The organism is Gammaproteobacteria bacterium, assembly GCA_032250735.1.
Taxonomy (GTDB): Bacteria; Pseudomonadota; Gammaproteobacteria; order SZUA-152; family SZUA-152; genus SZUA-152.
The window spans coordinates 48,003-64,357 of sequence record JAVVEP010000002.1; the positions used below are offsets into that span (position 1 = coordinate 48,003).

Here is a 16,355-nt window from a genome sequence, read left to right on the forward strand (position 1 = left end):
AGGCCAAGGCAGAGGCACAGGCCAAGGCAGAGGCACAGGCCAAGGCAGAGGCACAGGCCAAAGCAGAAGCACAGGCCAGGGCAGAGGCAGAAGCGCAGGCCAAATTGGTGGCAAAGGCACCCGCTATTTCCACCACAGCACCGATTGCATTGCCTACCCCACCAACACCTGTGACGATCGACCCCACCAGCCTCGCAGCACTGGTTTCCACGTTTGAAACGGCGTATCAGGCCGGCGACGTCGATACCCTGGCGAGTCTTTTTGCGCCCACAGTGCGCACCAATGAGCAGGTGAATCTTGCCGGCCTACGTGGCGAATATCAGGACCTGTTCAGGAGCACGACGGAGCGAAAGATCCAGTTCAAAAACCTGAAATGGGAACGTGAAAAGAGTTACGCACGTGCAACGGGTGAGTATGAAGCCTCCAAACGCCGCGAGGCGGCGGATTCGCTTTATCAGGAACAGGGCAAGGTAATTCTGCAGCTAGAGAGACGCGCCGATAAATTGCAGATCACCCGATTTTATTCATCTGATGTTACCCCGGTGACAACCGCAACAGCGAGTGCGCAGGTAACAACGACGCAGGTAACACCCGCCGCGAAGAGCCTGCCGACCGCAGAGCTGGAGAAGTTAATCAAGACGCTCATCGCCACCTATAATGCGGGGGATATCACCAGCTTCATGAAGCTGTTTGCGAAAGATGCGCAAACCAATGATCGCGCCACGCTACAGGGTATTCGTGATGATTATGTCAGCCTGTTTAATAATACGACGTCGCGAAAAATTGCCCTGAGTCAGCTTAACTGGAAGTGGGATGGCGGTATCGCACGCGGCGAGGCGCGTTATGATGTGGATATTCAGCCGAGCGGCCAGGATAAAAAAGATCATTATCAGGGGTTGCTGTGGCTGCAGGTCGAGCGCAGGGATAACAATATGCGCATTACCCATTTCGCCTTCTCTGAATAACGCCTTTAATGAATGCTGCGAACCAGGGCGATAGAAAGACAGACGAATAGAAAGATAGAAGAATAGAAAAATAAGAGGTAACCCAAAATGAAAAATACAATAAGCCATCGCCTTTTAGTCGCTACCACCTGGTTGATCTTGAGTGGCTCGCTTTCTACACAAGCAGTCCTGGCCGGTGAAGAAATCCAGTTGGCGGCGGCGATTGGCGCCGGTTCCAGTGCAACCTCGCCGACATCAGGGGGGGCTGCCACCGGCGCTGAGGCGGCCGCCACAGGTTCGACGGCGACCGCGGGCGCAGGGTCAGCGGCCGCATCCGCCGCCGCGATGGGGACGACAACTATGGTGACGATTGGCGTGCTTGCCGCTGGGGCGATCGCCGCGATCGCCAGCGGCGGCAGTTCCAGTACCTCCCAACATTGAATGAGCCAGCATTGAGTCTGCCAGCTAAACGTATCGTCAGTCGCGGTAAACGCAGGGTGGTATCTTTCTATCGTTAGACATGGCGTTGAAATTAGTGTGAGCATGAAGAATGCCTCTAGACTATCGCTAGAGGCATTTTTGTTTGTGCGCTTCGTGAGAATTGGTTGTAAAAATTGAGAGAAGAGCGGTATTCGGACAGATATGCAAACCCGGCAGACAATCATCGATAGTTCACGTGGGCTCCGTGTGTGGCTGTTGGCGGCGCTGCTGGGTGCCGGCATGCTGACTAATGCCGAAGGGGCCCCCACTAACATGGGTCAGACCGGGCTGGTCAGTATGCCGACGGCACGGGTTGACGAGGAGGGCAGCTGGCGTCTTGGGCTCAGTCAGTTTTCACCCTATACCACCTTCTGGAGCAGCCTGAGTCCATTTCCCCGCCTGGAACTGGGGGCGCGTTATACCTCGATCGAGAACACCATTGGGCTGACGGTAGAGGATAATTACGGCACCTTCAAGGACAAGGCCTTTGATGCCAAGTTGATGTTGCTCAAGGAGAGCCGCTATTTCCCGGCTGTCAGCATCGGCGCACAGGATTTCCTGGGGACGCGGGTATTCAATGCGGAGTATGTGGTGCTGAGCAAGGCGGTGGGTAATTTCGACCTGAGCCTGGGCTATGGCCGCGCCAGGATTAATGGTTATTTTGGCGGCATCGAGTACCGGCCGCCGTGGGCCAAAAATGTCTCCCTGGTCTACGAGCATGACGCGCTGGATTATCCGCATGAACGCTTTGCCACGACCAGTGGCGCGATCGACTACCGGGGCGGGTCCACGGTCGGTATCCATTATCGCCGGGGCTGGCTGGGTCTGAATCTCGACTATCAGCGCGACCGGGATCTGGGAATCAATGCCTATCTCACGGTCCCGTTGATGGCCAGGGAGTTTATTCCTAAACTGGACGAACCGCCGGTATTTGCCGAGACGACCGCTCGGGCGACGGTGGCAGACTGGTCCGCAGATGCGCGCCATCAGCGAAAACTGATTTCGGCGCTGGAGATCCAGGGTTACAAAAATGTGCAGCTGCTGTTGCGGGGTCGGCAGCTGGAGCTTGGTTTCTCGCATGCCCGGATCAGCCTGACAGGCCGTGCCGTCGGCCGCGCGGCACGCACCGCCCTGTTGCTCGGCCCGTCGGATATGGCCAGCCTGCGTATCACCTATTTTACCGTCACCGACCTGCCGCTGGTGACGTATGAGTTTGACGACCTCGCGCTATTGATGCGCTTTTTTGAGGGGCAGGTGACCTACGGTGAGCTGCTGGCGGGATTGACGGTGAGTTACGCGAATCCACGCACCGCAGAGCGGCTTTCCGCAGTGGCGCTGGAGTCGCCGATGGCCGAACAGGCGGCGGGGCAGCAGTCGCCACCAGAAAAAGCGCCAGAAGAAGTGCAAGAAAAACCGGATGATATATCGGAGCAGACAGGCACCACCAAGGCGCCTGCCTTTCAATGGGTCCCCAATGAGGATGGCGATGCGATCAGTTTTAAAAGGCAGGATGCCTCCCTCGGCAGTTTTCTGATCAGTCCGCTAAACGCGGGGATCTATTTCAACGATGCCAATGGGGCGTTTCGCTATGAAACATTTGCCCTGGCAAGATATGCACGCCACCTGCGCCGGGGACTGTTCCTCAACAGCGCGGTGCGCCTTCGGCTGCTGGAGGATGTGAGCCAGGTGGTTGATAAATCCAACAGCACCCTGCCGCATGTGCGCAGCGATGTGGCGGATTACAAGCGCGATGCCGATTTCAAGATTGATCACCTGTTGGTGAATCAGTTTTTGCAATTGCGGCCACGCGTGTATGCCCGCCTGTCGGCCGGTTATTACGAGGAAATGTTTGCCGGTATTGGCGGGCAGGTACTGTATCTCCCCAAACAGGGCGTCTGGGCGACCGACCTGTCCGTGGATGCGGTGAGGCAGCGTGATACCGATGGCGACCTGGGGCTCCAGGATTATGAAACCGTCACGGCGATTGTCGCGCTCCATTACCAGATCCCCCAACAGGGGCTGACGTTCACGCTACGCGGCGGGCGGTTCCTGGCAAAGGACCGGGGGCTTCGCTATGAGATCCAGCGGCGTTTCCGCTCCGGGGTGAGGATTGGCGCCTGGTATACGGTGACCGATGGTGACGATATCACCAAGCCCGGCAGCCCGGACGATCCCTATCGGGACAAAGGCATCTTTGTCTCGATCCCGCTGGGGAGTATGCTAACCAGCGATACCCGTGCGACCGCCCGTTTTGCCATTGCGCCATGGACCCGGGACGTGGGCCAGATGGTAAAGTCGCCGGGAGATTTATACACTATTCTGGAAGATCCATTATTGCTGGACTGGAGCGGGCATCACCTGCTGTCGGATTTCCACCGTTAGCAGTGCGGCGAAAGCCGATAATTAGAAAAATTGTTCGGCGCACGGGATGATGCCGCACAGCATAAATGACTTGAGGGAAGCATGAAAAAACGCGGTACGGGAAGCATCAGCCCAATAGGGATAATGGCCATTTTTGCGGTGATGCTGGGCTGTCTGTCGGCACTGGGCCAGGTATATGCAGACACGGTGACCGCAGAGCAGCTGGAGATGTTTCGCCAGTTACCGGCTGACCAGCAGGACAGGCTGCGTCAGTCGCTCTCCACCAAAATACCCACAACCAGGCCCGCGGCGCTTGAGCAGCCGGTGGTGGTGGAGCCGCTCGGCCGTCGTGGCGAAACCCCTGGTCGCAGCGCCCCAAGAACTGTGGAGACAGCGCCGGGCGATCGCAGTGAACCACTGCAGCCCTTTGGTTATGACCTGTTTGCCGGCGCACCCACCACCTTTTCCCCTGTCACCGAAATCCCCATTCCCGTGGATTATGTGATCGGTCCCGGCGATACGATCCAGGTGCAATTGTTTGGCAAGGAGAATGCCGAGTATGAGCTGATGGTGGGGCGTGACGGGCAACTGCAGTTTCCGGGGCTTGGGCCGGTTGCGGTAGCCGGTATGCGTTTTGTCGAACTGAAAGAGGAGCTGACGCGACGCATCAGCAAAAAAATGCTGGGCGTCCAGCCCTACGTGTCGTTAGGCGCGCTGCGCTCCATGCGGGTGTTTGTGATGGGCGATGTGAACCGGCCCGGTTCATATATGGTGAGTGCCTTGTCCACCATGACCAATGCCCTGTTTGTGAGCGGTGGGGTGAAGACCATCGGCTCATTGCGTGACATTCAGCTAAAGCGTAGCGGTAAGGTGATCCAGAAGTTTGACCTGTATGACCTGCTATTGAAGGGTGACACCAGCACCGATTCCAGGATTCAGCCCGGCGATGTGATCTTTGTGCCACCGATCGGCAAGACGGTGGGCATCGCGGGCGAGGTGCGGCGGCCCGCGATCTATGAGGTCCGGCAGGAAAAGACCATCCAGCAACTGGTAGAGATGGCCGGTGGTTTGCTGCCGACGGCTTACAGTCCCGCCAGCCAGGTAGAGCGCATCAACACCCAGGGGGAGCGCACCCTGATCAATGTCGATCTTTCGCTGGCCGCAGACAGTGCGCGTCAACTGCTGGACGGCGACACGCTGCGCATATATTCCGTGCCCGACAAAATGGAAAATGTGGTGTTTGTGCTTGGGCATTTTCTACGCCCCGGCGGCCTGCAATGGTTTGATGGCATGCGCCTCTCGGATGCCGTGCCCAGCGTCAATAGTCTGTTGCCCGAGCCGGGCCTGCGCTTTGTCTTGCTGCGGCGTGAGCGGCAACCAGATCGGGGGATCGAGGTCTTGATCTCACGTCTGGATGCGGTGTTCGCTGATGCAAATTCTCCGGCCAACCTGCCGCTGCTTCCTCAGGACAAGATTTTCCTGTTCGGTCTCGATGATGATTCGGTCGACTTTCGTGACCGGGTGCTGGCGGATCTGGTGATGGAGTTGCGCCAGCAGGTCAGCCAGGGGCAGCCTGAGTCGGTCGTGAATATCGACGGTAACGTGCAATGGCCGGGTGAATATCCACTGTCTGCCGGCATGGCGCTGTCCGATCTCATCCGCGTGGCCGGCGACACGATGCCGCACACCGATCTGCGTTATGTGTTGCTGGTGCGTGAAAATGCAAACGCCACCACGCTAGTGGCCCAGTCCTTTGACCTGACGCGGGCGACGGGCCTTGCGCGTGCGACGGCATTGACCTTGGCGCCGCGGGACAGAGTCTATGTGTTTGATGAGCAGGGTGATCGATCAGAATTGCTGTCGAGTGTGATGGCGCAATTCAAACAACAGGCCAACCTGCATACACCGACTTTGCTGGCGCGCATCAGCGGTCTGGTGCGCTCCTCCGGTGAATACCCGCTGGAGGCCGGAATGACGGTGGCCGACTTGATCCGCGCGGCGGGGGGGCTGACCGAGTCCGCCTATAGCCTCGAGGCCGAAATCAGTCGCTATTCTATTAACAGTGATCAAACCCGCGAGACCCAGCATCTCCAGGTGGATCTTGAAAGAGTGTTTCTGGGCGATGCCGCCGCCAATGTTGAACTGCAACCGCATGACAGCCTGCAGATCAAACGCCTGCCTTTTTGGGCGGAGCAGAGAGTGGTGGAGATCAGGGGAGAGGTGCGCTTTCCGGGGCTATATCCGGTTAGCCGCAATGAAACCCTGCTCGAAGTCATCAAGCGGGCGGGCGGTTTGACTGATCAGGCCTTTGCGGAAGGCGCGGTTCTGGTGCGTGAAAGCCTGCGGAAAAAAGAACAGGAACAGCTGGATAGCCTGCGCCTGAGGCTGGAATCCGATCTGGCCGCGGTCGATCTCGAAAAGGCGCAGGCCTCGACGGATGAGCAGCGTTCCGTCGGCATGGCCAGCTCGCTGTTGAATCAGTTGCGCTCCACCAAGGCGTTGGGCCGTCTGGTGATCAACCTCCCCGAAATGCTCGAAGCCGAGGCGGAGAACGCTGTGGTACGGGACGTGCTGCTGCGTGATGGCGATAAGCTATTTGTCCCGCCCCTGACCCAGGAGGTCACCATTCTGGGCGAGGTCCAGCATGCCACCTCGCATCTGTATACGCCAAATATCACGGTCAGCGAATATATCGGCAAAAGCGGCGGTCTGACCTACCGTGCCGACGAGGACCGCATCTATGTGGTGCGGGCCAATGGCGAGGTGCTGCCCAGCCACGCCGCCGACTGGTTTTCCAGCAACCTGGATGTCAGGCCGGGAGATACCATTGTGGTGCCACTGGACGCGGAACGGATGAAGCCGCTGACCCTGTGGACCAGCGTCAGCCAGATCATCTACCAGATCGGAATTGCAGCCGCGAGCTGGAATGCCGTGGGAATTTTTTGAGGACGGTTTTGGGCGTCGAACTGCCATTTTTATCCGCGGATAAGCGGTTATACTGGTGTCTGGCCATGGTGGCCCAGGCGTCACAGACCGACGATCCAGGCCGGCAATTCAGACTGACATTTTATTCCGAGAAAGGCGCTCTACCATAGTGGGTTACCAGTAACAGTGAAGGTTTTATACAGCGGTGATTGTGGATGGAAAAGTCGGGATCAAAGATACATAAACTGGGTACCCCCGCGGATCGTACGGTCGACACGGAGGTGGAAGCCGGCCACGAGCCGGTTGCGCGCCCCGCCGAGGAGACCATCCGTTATGTCGCCGTTCCGCACTATGATGCCGCCTTCCTGGCGGGCGATGATGCGATTGACCTGCTGGAACTATGGTCCATTCTCAACCGATACAAAAAGGCCCTGCTCAGCGTGGTGCTGCTGGCACTGCTGGTTTCCATCGGTGTCGCCACTCTGACACCGCCCCTGTATCGGGCGGAGTTGATTGCCGCGCCCGTCACTGAAGAGAAGGGGGGCGGCCTGTCCGCCCTGGCCGGTCAGTTCGGTGGACTGGCTTCACTGGCGGGCGTCAACATTGCCTCGGGCGGCAGTGACGTCAATCGGCTACTGGCGACCCTGCACTCGCGCGCCTTCCTGGTAGGCTTCCTCAAACAGGAGGCGGTGTTTAAGGCCCTTTCGGCGCAGTTGGCAAAGGACGACCTGACGTTGCTGGATGCCTATGATTACTTTGTCGAAAATGTGGTCGATGTACGCAAGGACAACAAGACCGGCCTTGTCACCCTGAGTATCGAGTGGCGGGAGCCGCAGCTTGCCGCAGACTGGGCCAATGATCTGCTCTTACAACTGAATGAACACCAGCGTAAAAATGCGATCCATGAGGCGGAACAGAGTATCGAATACCTGAATACCCAGCTACAGCAAACCGGTGTTGTGGATATGCAGCAGGCGATCTATCGCCTGATCGAGGCGCAGACCAAGTCGATTATGCTGGCCAATGTCAAAAAGGAATATGCCCTGCAGGTGATTGATCCCGCGGTTGCGTCCGAGGAACCGGTCTATCCCCGTGTCGGACTGATCATTAGTCTCGGCACGATGCTGGGACTCATACTGGGTGTGTTTCTGGTTTTTGTCCTGCACGCTGTCCACAATTTCAGGTCGCGTCTGCAACCGGATGCAGAATACCGGACATAGAATAGATTGACGCGGTTAAAGCGATACTGAATAAACCATACACTCGAAGCGAAAAAATGCAAACAGGGAATAGGACCAGATGACTGACAAACGAGCAACTATCGATTCATCAACGACCGACTCATCAAGTACCAATGTGGTCTGGCACAATGCCACGGTAACGCGAGAGCGTCGGCAGGCACAGAATGGCCATAAGAGTGTCATCCTGTGGTTTACCGGCCTCTCGGGTGCCGGCAAGTCCAGCCTGGCGCATGCCGTGGAGGAACAGCTGCATCAACTGGGCTGCCGCACCTTTGTGCTGGATGGCGACAATGTGCGGCACGGCCTGTGTGGGGATCTCAGTTTTTCCGTTGCCGACCGCATGGAAAATATTCGGCGTATCGGCGAGGTGGCAAAGCTGATGCTGGAATCCGGTGTCATTGCCATGACCGCCTTCATCTCCCCGTTTCGCGCGGAACGTGAGGCGGCCCGCAAGCTGGTGCCACATGGGGAGTTTATCGAGATCTACTGCCATGCCGATATTGAGGTCTGCGAGGCAAGGGACGTGAAAGGTCTCTATCAGCGCGCCCGTGCGGGGGAGATCCGGGATTTCACCGGCATTTCATCGCCCTACGAAGCGCCCTTAAAGCCCGAGTTAATGGTGGATACCGGTGCGCGGCCTATCGAAGAGTGCGTCGATTCTGTACTGGAACTGCTCCGGCTGCGCGGTGTGATTCAATAGTGCAGAGAGCCTGTGAAATAATCGACGCCCTCGCTACGGCCGTCGATTTTTTCACAGGCTCTGAGACATACGGCGCAATGCCCTTCGGTTATTGCGCCCTACGGCACTATCCTAAAGCCGGTTCACCGTAAGCCCCAGCTGCCCGCCAAGTTCTGCGTATTGTGGGCTGGTGATGATCGCTGTGCTGGCTATTTCGGGTTTCAGGTACGTCTCCCCAACGCGCAGTAAATCTTCCAGGCTGACCTCAAGGATGCGCCGGCGATGCTGTTGGCGTTGTTCCGCCGTGCGGCCATAGAGGGCACTGTGGAAGGCGTTTTTTGCCTCGCCGGCGGGGGAGGAGGGTTTGTCCAGCCCGCCGATGACACCGAGGATGGCCTCTTCCACCTGACGCCAGTCGTGTTTTTCGGACAACAGCCACTCCACCGAATGATCAAAGTCATTGAGTGTGTCGGTCAGACGTGGGTCACGGTAAGAATAGAAACGGAAGCTTGCGCTGTCGGCGTCATAGCCGGCACCGCCGCCATAGGCGCCGCCCTGTTCACGGATTACGCGGTGCAGGAAGCCGTTGCGCAGGAAACCACCGAGCACACTCAGTGCGGCGGCATCCGGATGCGAGACGGGGACGACAGGATAGGCCCTGGCGCAGAAATTGACGGAGGTGCTGGTGGTCCATAACTCCTTCACCGGCTCGCGTATCTCCGGCAACGAGATGCCGGTGAAACCGTCACTGTTCGGCGCCGACCACAGCGTCGCGCAATCGTTTTGCAGATCGTTGAGCGCCTCTTGCTCACCGATCAATAAAAACTGGCTCGGGCTGCGCTGTAACATATCGTGCAGCGTGGCCATTTTTTCCGCTAGCTGCTGGATGGCCGTGTGGTCATCCAGGGTGTCATCCAGTTGTTTGAGCGATTGGATGCCGTTGAGGCCTGATAGTCGTTGTTTAAGCGCCGCAGTCGGACTCATGCCGGCGCTGGCGGTTTGCATGGCGAGAGAATGGCCAAGCCCGGTGATGCTTTGCTCACGACTGGCGCGCAGCTGCGCCATCAGTTCGCGTATGCGGTCATGTTCATCAAACCGGGTCATGTGGAAAATGTCGCGTGCCAGTTCGTTAAACGGCACATGATTGCGCGCCAGCGCCTTGCCCGAGAGGATGAAGTGTCCTGATGATCGCTGTTCATTGTCGACCGCGCCACGTAAGGTGGTGTAGGCCCCAATGCCGCCGCTGACGCTGCTCTGCAAGGCCTGCATGATGAGATAGTCACGGTCGCCGCAGCCGAGTTCAGTGAGGCAGTTGGTGTAATAGGGCATAACCTCGAGTAGCTCATCATCAAGTGCGGGAAGATCAACCACCAGCTGTTGATAGATCAGGCCATTGGTGCCTTGTTCAAACAAGGCAGTGGAGCGGCCATTGAGCAATGTTGTGGTCCCGGTGGCAATGTGCATCTCTGCGGGCACGTCTTCGAGGCCGACTTTCGGCAGAAGGGTCTCGTCATCCTCCCGCTTCTGACGTTCCTCAAGCTGTTTCGCAAGCTCAATGATGTGTTGTTTTTCATTATCGCTGAGCGACTGTTTGATGGCGGCCAAACGGGCGGCCTCGGCGGCGTCGCGGCGGGCGGCCAACTGGGCGTCCGGTTTTAATGTCAGGCGGATGCGGTGCGGATTGTCCAGCAACTGGCTCTGGATCAGCTTGGGAATAAATTGCGGATCCTGAATGTCGCTGCGCAACTGTTCCAGTACCGGTGTCAGGTTGAGTGCCGACAGGGCGTCGCCGTAATGTACGGCGGTGGTGATGGCGTCCAGAATCAATTGCAGGCCATAGGGGTAGCTGCCGCCACCGATCTCACGCTGCTCAATTTCCAGCTGGTGCAGCACGGATTCGATACGGTCCTGTGCTATGCCCTGTTCCACAATTTTCTGCAGGGTGTTGATGATGAGCGCCTCGATCGCCGCGGTGTTTTCGGGAGTGCAGCCTTCCAGGCCACAGACGAAGGTCATCTCCTTGTTGGAGTTATCGAGCCCACACAGGGGTGAGGGTGCCGTGCCCAGGTCGCTGGTCTCCAGCGCCTGTTGCAGCGGCGAGGCGCTGTCATCCAGCAGCACGCCGCTCAGGAGTTCAGCGGTTAAGGCGGCGCGCAGGTCGGTAGTGGGCCCCAGCAACCAGCTCATCACGACGTGGGTTTTGTGGCCATCCTGTTCGGACTCATCCAGGGCATAAAATTCTTCGACGTAGATAGGGGCGACCAGACGCTTTTCCGCCGGCACGTTGATACGAGTCTCTGCACGCTGAAAACGGCTGAGCACCCGGTCCTCAAATTGCTGCTGAAGCTCGGTTGCCGGAATATCTCCATAGGTCATGAAAATCGCGTTGGAGGGATGGTAGTGCTTCTGATAGAAGGCCTTGAGCTCGGCATAACTGAGATCGGGGATGTCGGCCGGTTCGCCACCGCTGTTGTAGTGGTAGGTGTTGGTCGGAAAGGTGTATTTGGTCAGGGTCTGCCACAGGGTGCTGATAGGCGAGCTCATGGCGCCTTTCATTTCGTTGAACACAACGCCCTTGAAGGTCAGCTCGCTATTGGGGTCATTGGGGGTGGCAAATTCGATGCGGTGGCCTTCCTGTGCGAAGTCGAGTTCGTCCAGGCTGGAGAAAAACACGGCATCGAGATACACATCCAGCAGATTAAAGAAGTCTTTCCGGTTTTGGCTGGCGAAGGGGTAGGCCGTCCAGTCACTGCTGGTGAAGGCGTTCATAAAGGTGTTGAGCGAGCGACGGATCATCATGAAAAAGGGGTCGCGCACCGGATAACGCTCGCTGCCGCAGAGCGCGGTGTGTTCCAGTATATGGGCAACGCCGGTGGAGTCGGTGGGTACGGTGCGCAGCGCGACCAGAAAGACATTTTCGGTGTTGTCGGCGGCGAGGTGGTAATGCTTTGCCCCGGTTTCAATGTGTTCAAACTCATCAATAGCCAGACTCAGGGATTCGATGTTTTGGCGGCGAAGATGGCGGAAGTTGGGGTGTGATTCGATCGTGCTGGGGATGCTTGCAGTTACGCTCATTAAGGATTCCGTTGTGTAGTGTCTGGTTTGCTCAAGAACCGGAGAAATAGAGGTGTGAAAGGGTAACGTAGTGTCCGAGCTTGCACCACCGGCCTATTGAGGAAGTTTGAGTGTGCCCAATAATTTCGCGTAGGCGGTAAGGTGGGCCCATTCCTGCTTTATCTGTGCGGGATCTTCTTTGATGGGGTTGAGGGCAAAGAGATCGTCGATCACGTATTGCATGGAGAGTAACACGGCCGCGCCGGGCACGTCGGCCAGTGTTTCGGTGGCATCCTGCTTGCGGGTGAATTTTTTGTCCAGGTTCAGGTCTTTTGCCATCTGTCGTAATTGGCTCATCTTCAATACGGTCAATCGCTGCGCCAGGGGAATGTGTCGGCCCTTGCGCGCGATGCCGGACTGGGCCAGAGATTCCATGATCTTGCGGTCAGGGTCAAAGGGCGGTACGTGTAAGGTGATGGACGGCTCACGGGCGGCATAATGGGCAAACAAAAGTTCAAAACTGTGACCACCAAAGCGTGACATAAGTTCTCGGGTGATCAGGCGTGGAGAGCCTGGCGTCGCTGATAATAGCTCCCGTTGCTCGTCTTTGGTGAGCGCGGCCAGCCGCAGTCCGGCCGGCAGGGGAATGTTGCCTTTTTCAGCGGGTGTGGCCTGAATCTGGGCGATACATTCATTGAGTTCGATGAACCCGGGCCGGTTAAAGGCGAGAAAGGCGGTGAGCGCGCCCACATCATTCTGGCCAATCAGCTGTTTGAGTTGTTCAATGGCCCGGTCATCCAGCCCGCTCACCGACAGCCCTTCGACCAGCGGTCGGCCGCGGGGGCGTGGAGGCGGGGCGGGGGGTGCGGCCTGGGGTAGTTCGGCAGGCTGGTCCGGGGGAGTGACGCGGCTGAGTAGGCGCTGCACGGCGAGCAATGCTAGGATGGCGCTCATGACGATCAGTAGTGGTGCAGCATTCAGCATGGTGTTGGTGGGACAGTCTCTCGTAGTGATTATTGCTTGCGTGAGGCGCGTCGTTGCGCACAGCCGGCATTATATACCCGATACCGGTAAATGGGGCGGCACTGGTGGTGATGGGCAGTCGGCCCGCGTCTATGTAGTATCGCGCCGTGAGATCGCGCCAGGGGGATTGCTCAAAGATGCAGCACAAATCATTCAGGTTTACTGGGGCTGGACGATATATAAATCAGGGTACTGTTCAGACCATTGCGAGACAGATATAAATTAATGATTAATATACAGTAGCTTATAGTACGTATGTAAAGTGATTGATAGGAGGCAGACATGGACATTAGTGGTGTGCAAACCCCGGCGGTAGCTGAGGTACAGCCAACGCCTCCTCGGGATGCCCAGTTGGAAACGGCCGTTCGAGAGACGTCACAGAGTGAGGCCCAGCAGAATGCGACGAGTTCTGATTCGGGTGGTGACAGGGGGGCTCCGGCCCGTGATGCGTCTTCCACAGTTGGCCGTCATATCGACGAACGCGCCTAGCATTTTCGTCCGGACCGCACTGGTCCAGTAACAGAAGATCCCGTGATGCCCCCGCATCGCGGGATTTTTTTATGGCCATTTTTACAATAAATAGAATGGCTTGAGACTGGTTTCTAATCCTGTCTGTTGCATGTTGTGGTGCAACAGCTAACGGCCGTTCACCCAGATGTGGATGTGGGTGAGCGATATACATCGCCATGGATTGCCGTGCCAGCGGCCTTTCAGGCTGACTATGACAGGCTAGGTGATGACAGGCTCCTAGGCACCGGGCCTGGCCGCGTAATCGTAGTATTTGGTGTCCCTGCGACGACGTGCATTGCGCTGGGTAATCACCCCCCTTTTCCGAAACCCCGCCGCCAGAATGACGGGGTCCATCCCGGGTTTCAGGTATTCGATCCGGCAGGCGCCGCGCCCGGGGCCGCCTTCGAAATATTGACCAAAGATGATCTCGCCGTTGTTTTCGATGACGGCAAATACGCCGTCCAGCAACGGAAAGCCTGGATCGACGATGATGATGTGCCCGTCCTCGAATTCGGGGGACATGCTGTCACCGATCACCTGCAATGCAAAGGCCTCCATCCCTTCAGAGCTACAGCCTGTTTGTGCCATGGTCTTTTTACCTCATGAGTCGGTGGTGTTGTCTGCCGTGGTTGCCGCAGCCTCGAACTTTTGCGCCTCTGCGGCCGACAGGATAGTGCAGGTCTCGGTCGCCGCATCAAACACAATAAAGGCATCCTCTTTCGCCAGCTGGCCAATGACCTGCTGTACCTTCTGCTGCAGCGAGGTCTCGTGTTCACCGTAATCGGTACCCCCGCGGGTGACAAATTCCTCCACCAGGGAGTACAGGGTATCGGGGGATAATTGCTGGTGGGGGATTTTCATAACGGTTGCGTCGATCAGGTACAGGCGGGCCAACGATCAGGAGGCGATTATAACAGGTTCATTGGCGTCATTGAGCCACGGACGGTGGTGAAGTGCTAGTAGCACATTGGCTGGACATATCAGTGAATCGGATGAGGGGCAGGTACGCTATCGATAAATTTTTTGCATTAATGAGATGAATGGTTTATCACTACAACCTGTGGTTTTATTTCGCCATTAATGGTGCCATGCGCTGTGCATTTTCAGGATAAGGAGCTGAGAGCCTGTGAAAAAATCGTCGACCTACTGCGGACGTCGCGTTTCGGCTGCAACGGCGTTGCGCTACGTGAAAACGGCAGTCATTTGGTTCACCAAACTCCCTTGTTTTCATGGTGCGCGCCTTGTTTCGCTCGAAGTTTCGCTTGAAAATCGACGCCCTCGCTACGGCCGTCGATTTTTTCACAGGCTCTGAGTTGTTGGTGAGCAAGATGCATATCGGTGGCGCATTGTTGTTGCTGTTCTGTGTCAGTCAGCCGTCAGTGGCGTTTGAGGGTGACTATATTTGGGATGAGCGCTTTAAGGCCGGTCTGGCGCAGGCCCGCTCCGGCCAGGCCGATGACCAGTATGCCCTGGGCGACATGTACTTCCGCGGCCGCGGTACTCCTACCGATCACGCCCAGGCGCTGCACTGGTTTTTGCTGGCGGCAGAGCAGGGACACCAGCAGGCGGCCTACAAGGTCGGTTATCTCTTGTTGTATGGCGAGAAGCTGGAACATGCGCCCGCCAGGGCGCTCGACTGGTTTCGTCGTTCGGCGCTGGCCGGGCACGTGCCGGCACAGTACGAGCTGGGTAAGCTGCTTTTCTCCGGCAGGGCGGGGCCGCGCGACAAGGCCCGGGCGTTAAAGTGGTTGGGTAAGGCCAAAGCGGCGAAATATGCTCCCGCTGAGGCCGAGTTCAGGCAAACCGTGAGCCGCTTGATCAAGCAGCAAACAGAACAACAGGGTACAACATCCCCGCGTTAAGGCCTGTGCGGATACCGCCTATACTGGCTGGCGGTGTGATAAGTGAGGCCGGGTGATTGCGCAGGTTGTTTGCGCAGTGTGTGAGTAGACGTTAGGCCGGTTGTTTGAGTAGGTAGTGCTTTTCGATGTCTTCGGTGATGTGCCAGGTACAGGTCATTCCGGCCGGAAAGCGGACCAGATCGCCACGTTCAATGCTGACCGGTTCGCCGTCAGCCGGGGTGATTACCGCGGCACCCTCAAGGATGTAACACACCTCATCGGTATCGTAGGACCATTCAAAGGTCGAGATCTCCTTCTTCCAGATGGGCCAGCAATCCACGTCCATGGCGTCCAGTTTGATGGGGGTCACGTTGTGCTCGATGGTGATTTCGGTCATGGTCCGGTTCTCAGTGAATAAAGGTGGGTGCGGCGCAAATTATACCCGTGTTGCTGTGGGGAGGGTAAGTATGCGTCTCTGGAGGCCCTGACAGCCGCTTCATTTTCCGACACTTACGCCGATAAGCTGAGGCAGGATATTATGGGGTATAAGCGGGTGGAAGAAGGGTGCGCAAACGGTGTGCAGGGGAGGGGGAGTGCCGGCGGCTGACAGGCTTCGTGCGGTTGCGGTGTTTCGCCTTAGCGAGTGTGTTGAGAGCCCGTGAAAAAATCGCCAGCCTACTGCGGGCGCCGCTTTGCGGCTGCAACGGCGTTGCGCTACGTGAAAACGGCGGTCATTTGGTCCACCAAACTCCCTTGTTTTCACGTAGCGCGCCTTGTTTCGCTCGCAAATCGACGCCCTCGCTACGGCTGTCGAATTTTTCACAGGCTCTGAGTCGGTATGGCGAGCATGATGGACGACAAGCCTAAAAATAAGCGCGTATTTCCCCGCATCACCGTAACCTGCCCGGTCCTGTATCGGCAATCCGCCAACAAACGCTGGCAGGTCGCCCGTCTGGTGGACTTTTCCGCCACCGGTGTCTGCATGATCTGTGACGAAAATCTCCCCGAGCAGGCCGAGGTCTCGATCCAGATAAAGCCGGGCAGCCAGAAAACGGTGCCCGCCATCTCCGCCTCCGGGATCGTGGTGCGTTGTCAGGTCAACGCCGAGCACCGCTTCGAGGTCTCCTGCAAGATCCTCAAGGTGTATCGGTAGTCACACGAATTTTCTCTCCGCGAATCTGATGGCACACATTTCCTTGCTGGCCACTTGACCGCGCCAGGCCTTTGGCCCGATCAACGCCTTATCCAGTATCTGTTCAGCCCAATTACTACCTGCATCCCCTAATCTGCGCGATTA

Annotated in this window: 14 protein-coding genes; 8 read left to right on the top strand and 6 right to left on the bottom strand. The window is 57.3% G+C overall.

The window, feature by feature from the left end; genetic code table 11:
• The first annotated feature begins 107 nt into the window (after positions 1-107).
• A complete protein-coding gene (locus RRB22_01560) occupies positions 108-965 on the top strand; it encodes a hypothetical protein (protein MDT8383082.1) in 858 nt (285 codons plus the stop codon).
• Between the two features lie 5 nt (positions 966-970).
• Here RRB22_01560 and RRB22_01565 read toward each other — a convergent pair whose 3' ends face one another.
• Positions 971-1,489: a hypothetical protein gene (locus RRB22_01565; GenBank protein MDT8383083.1), complete on the bottom strand. Its 519-nt coding sequence runs from the start codon at positions 1,487-1,489 to the stop codon at positions 971-973.
• Between the two features lie 142 nt (positions 1,490-1,631).
• Here RRB22_01565 and RRB22_01570 point away from each other — a divergent pair, with 142 nt between their 5' ends.
• The 4 genes from RRB22_01570 (at position 1,632) to cysC (ending at position 8,651) form a co-directional block, all read left to right on the top strand.
• The gene (locus RRB22_01570; protein MDT8383084.1) at positions 1,632-3,806 is read left to right on the top strand and encodes a YjbH domain-containing protein; all 2,175 of its coding nucleotides are present in this window, start codon (positions 1,632-1,634) and stop codon (positions 3,804-3,806) included.
• A gap of 81 nt (positions 3,807-3,887) precedes the next feature.
• On the top strand, positions 3,888-6,731 hold the full coding sequence (locus tag RRB22_01575; protein MDT8383085.1) for an SLBB domain-containing protein: 2,844 nt from the start codon (positions 3,888-3,890) through the stop codon (positions 6,729-6,731).
• A gap of 194 nt (positions 6,732-6,925) precedes the next feature.
• On the top strand, positions 6,926-7,930 hold the full coding sequence (locus RRB22_01580; protein ID MDT8383086.1) for a GNVR domain-containing protein: 1,005 nt from the start codon (positions 6,926-6,928) through the stop codon (positions 7,928-7,930).
• A 79-nt stretch (positions 7,931-8,009) separates the two neighbouring features.
• Positions 8,010-8,651, top strand: coding sequence for an adenylyl-sulfate kinase (gene cysC, locus RRB22_01585; protein MDT8383087.1), 642 nt, complete (start codon positions 8,010-8,012; stop codon positions 8,649-8,651).
• A gap of 111 nt (positions 8,652-8,762) precedes the next feature.
• Here the strand turns inward: cysC and RRB22_01590 are convergent, their stop codons facing one another.
• Positions 8,763-11,705 (bottom strand): insulinase family protein, encoded by a 2,943-nt coding sequence (locus RRB22_01590; GenBank protein MDT8383088.1) that lies wholly within the window; start codon positions 11,703-11,705, stop codon positions 8,763-8,765.
• A gap of 93 nt (positions 11,706-11,798) precedes the next feature.
• Entirely contained in the window at positions 11,799-12,638 is an 840-nt protein-coding gene (locus RRB22_01595; protein MDT8383089.1) for a hypothetical protein, read from the bottom strand.
• Between RRB22_01595 and RRB22_01600 the strand changes: the two genes are divergently transcribed.
• Positions 12,637-12,933, top strand: coding sequence for a hypothetical protein (locus RRB22_01600; protein ID MDT8383090.1), 297 nt, complete (start codon positions 12,637-12,639; stop codon positions 12,931-12,933). The genes RRB22_01595 and RRB22_01600 overlap by 2 nt on opposite strands.
• A gap of 521 nt (positions 12,934-13,454) precedes the next feature.
• On the opposite strand, the gene RRB22_01605 is transcribed toward RRB22_01600, so the two are convergent.
• Together RRB22_01605 and RRB22_01610 are read right to left on the bottom strand one after the other, a co-directional pair.
• Positions 13,455-13,805, bottom strand: a complete 351-nt coding sequence (locus tag RRB22_01605) for a S24 family peptidase (protein MDT8383091.1) — start codon at positions 13,803-13,805, stop codon at positions 13,455-13,457.
• A gap of 12 nt (positions 13,806-13,817) precedes the next feature.
• Positions 13,818-14,078 (bottom strand): YheU family protein, encoded by a 261-nt coding sequence (locus tag RRB22_01610; GenBank protein MDT8383092.1) that lies wholly within the window; start codon positions 14,076-14,078, stop codon positions 13,818-13,820.
• Between the two features lie 467 nt (positions 14,079-14,545).
• On the opposite strand from RRB22_01610, the gene RRB22_01615 reads away from it, so the two are divergent.
• Positions 14,546-15,079, top strand: a complete 534-nt coding sequence (locus tag RRB22_01615; protein ID MDT8383093.1) for a tetratricopeptide repeat protein — start codon at positions 14,546-14,548, stop codon at positions 15,077-15,079.
• A 91-nt stretch (positions 15,080-15,170) separates the two neighbouring features.
• On the opposite strand, the gene RRB22_01620 is transcribed toward RRB22_01615, so the two are convergent.
• A complete protein-coding gene (locus tag RRB22_01620; GenBank protein ID MDT8383094.1) occupies positions 15,171-15,455 on the bottom strand; it encodes a cupin domain-containing protein in 285 nt (94 codons plus the stop codon).
• Between the two features lie 441 nt (positions 15,456-15,896).
• Here RRB22_01620 and RRB22_01625 point away from each other — a divergent pair, with 441 nt between their 5' ends.
• Positions 15,897-16,211, top strand: a complete 315-nt coding sequence (locus RRB22_01625; GenBank protein ID MDT8383095.1) for a PilZ domain-containing protein — start codon at positions 15,897-15,899, stop codon at positions 16,209-16,211.
• Positions 16,212-16,355: the final 144 nt, after the last annotated feature.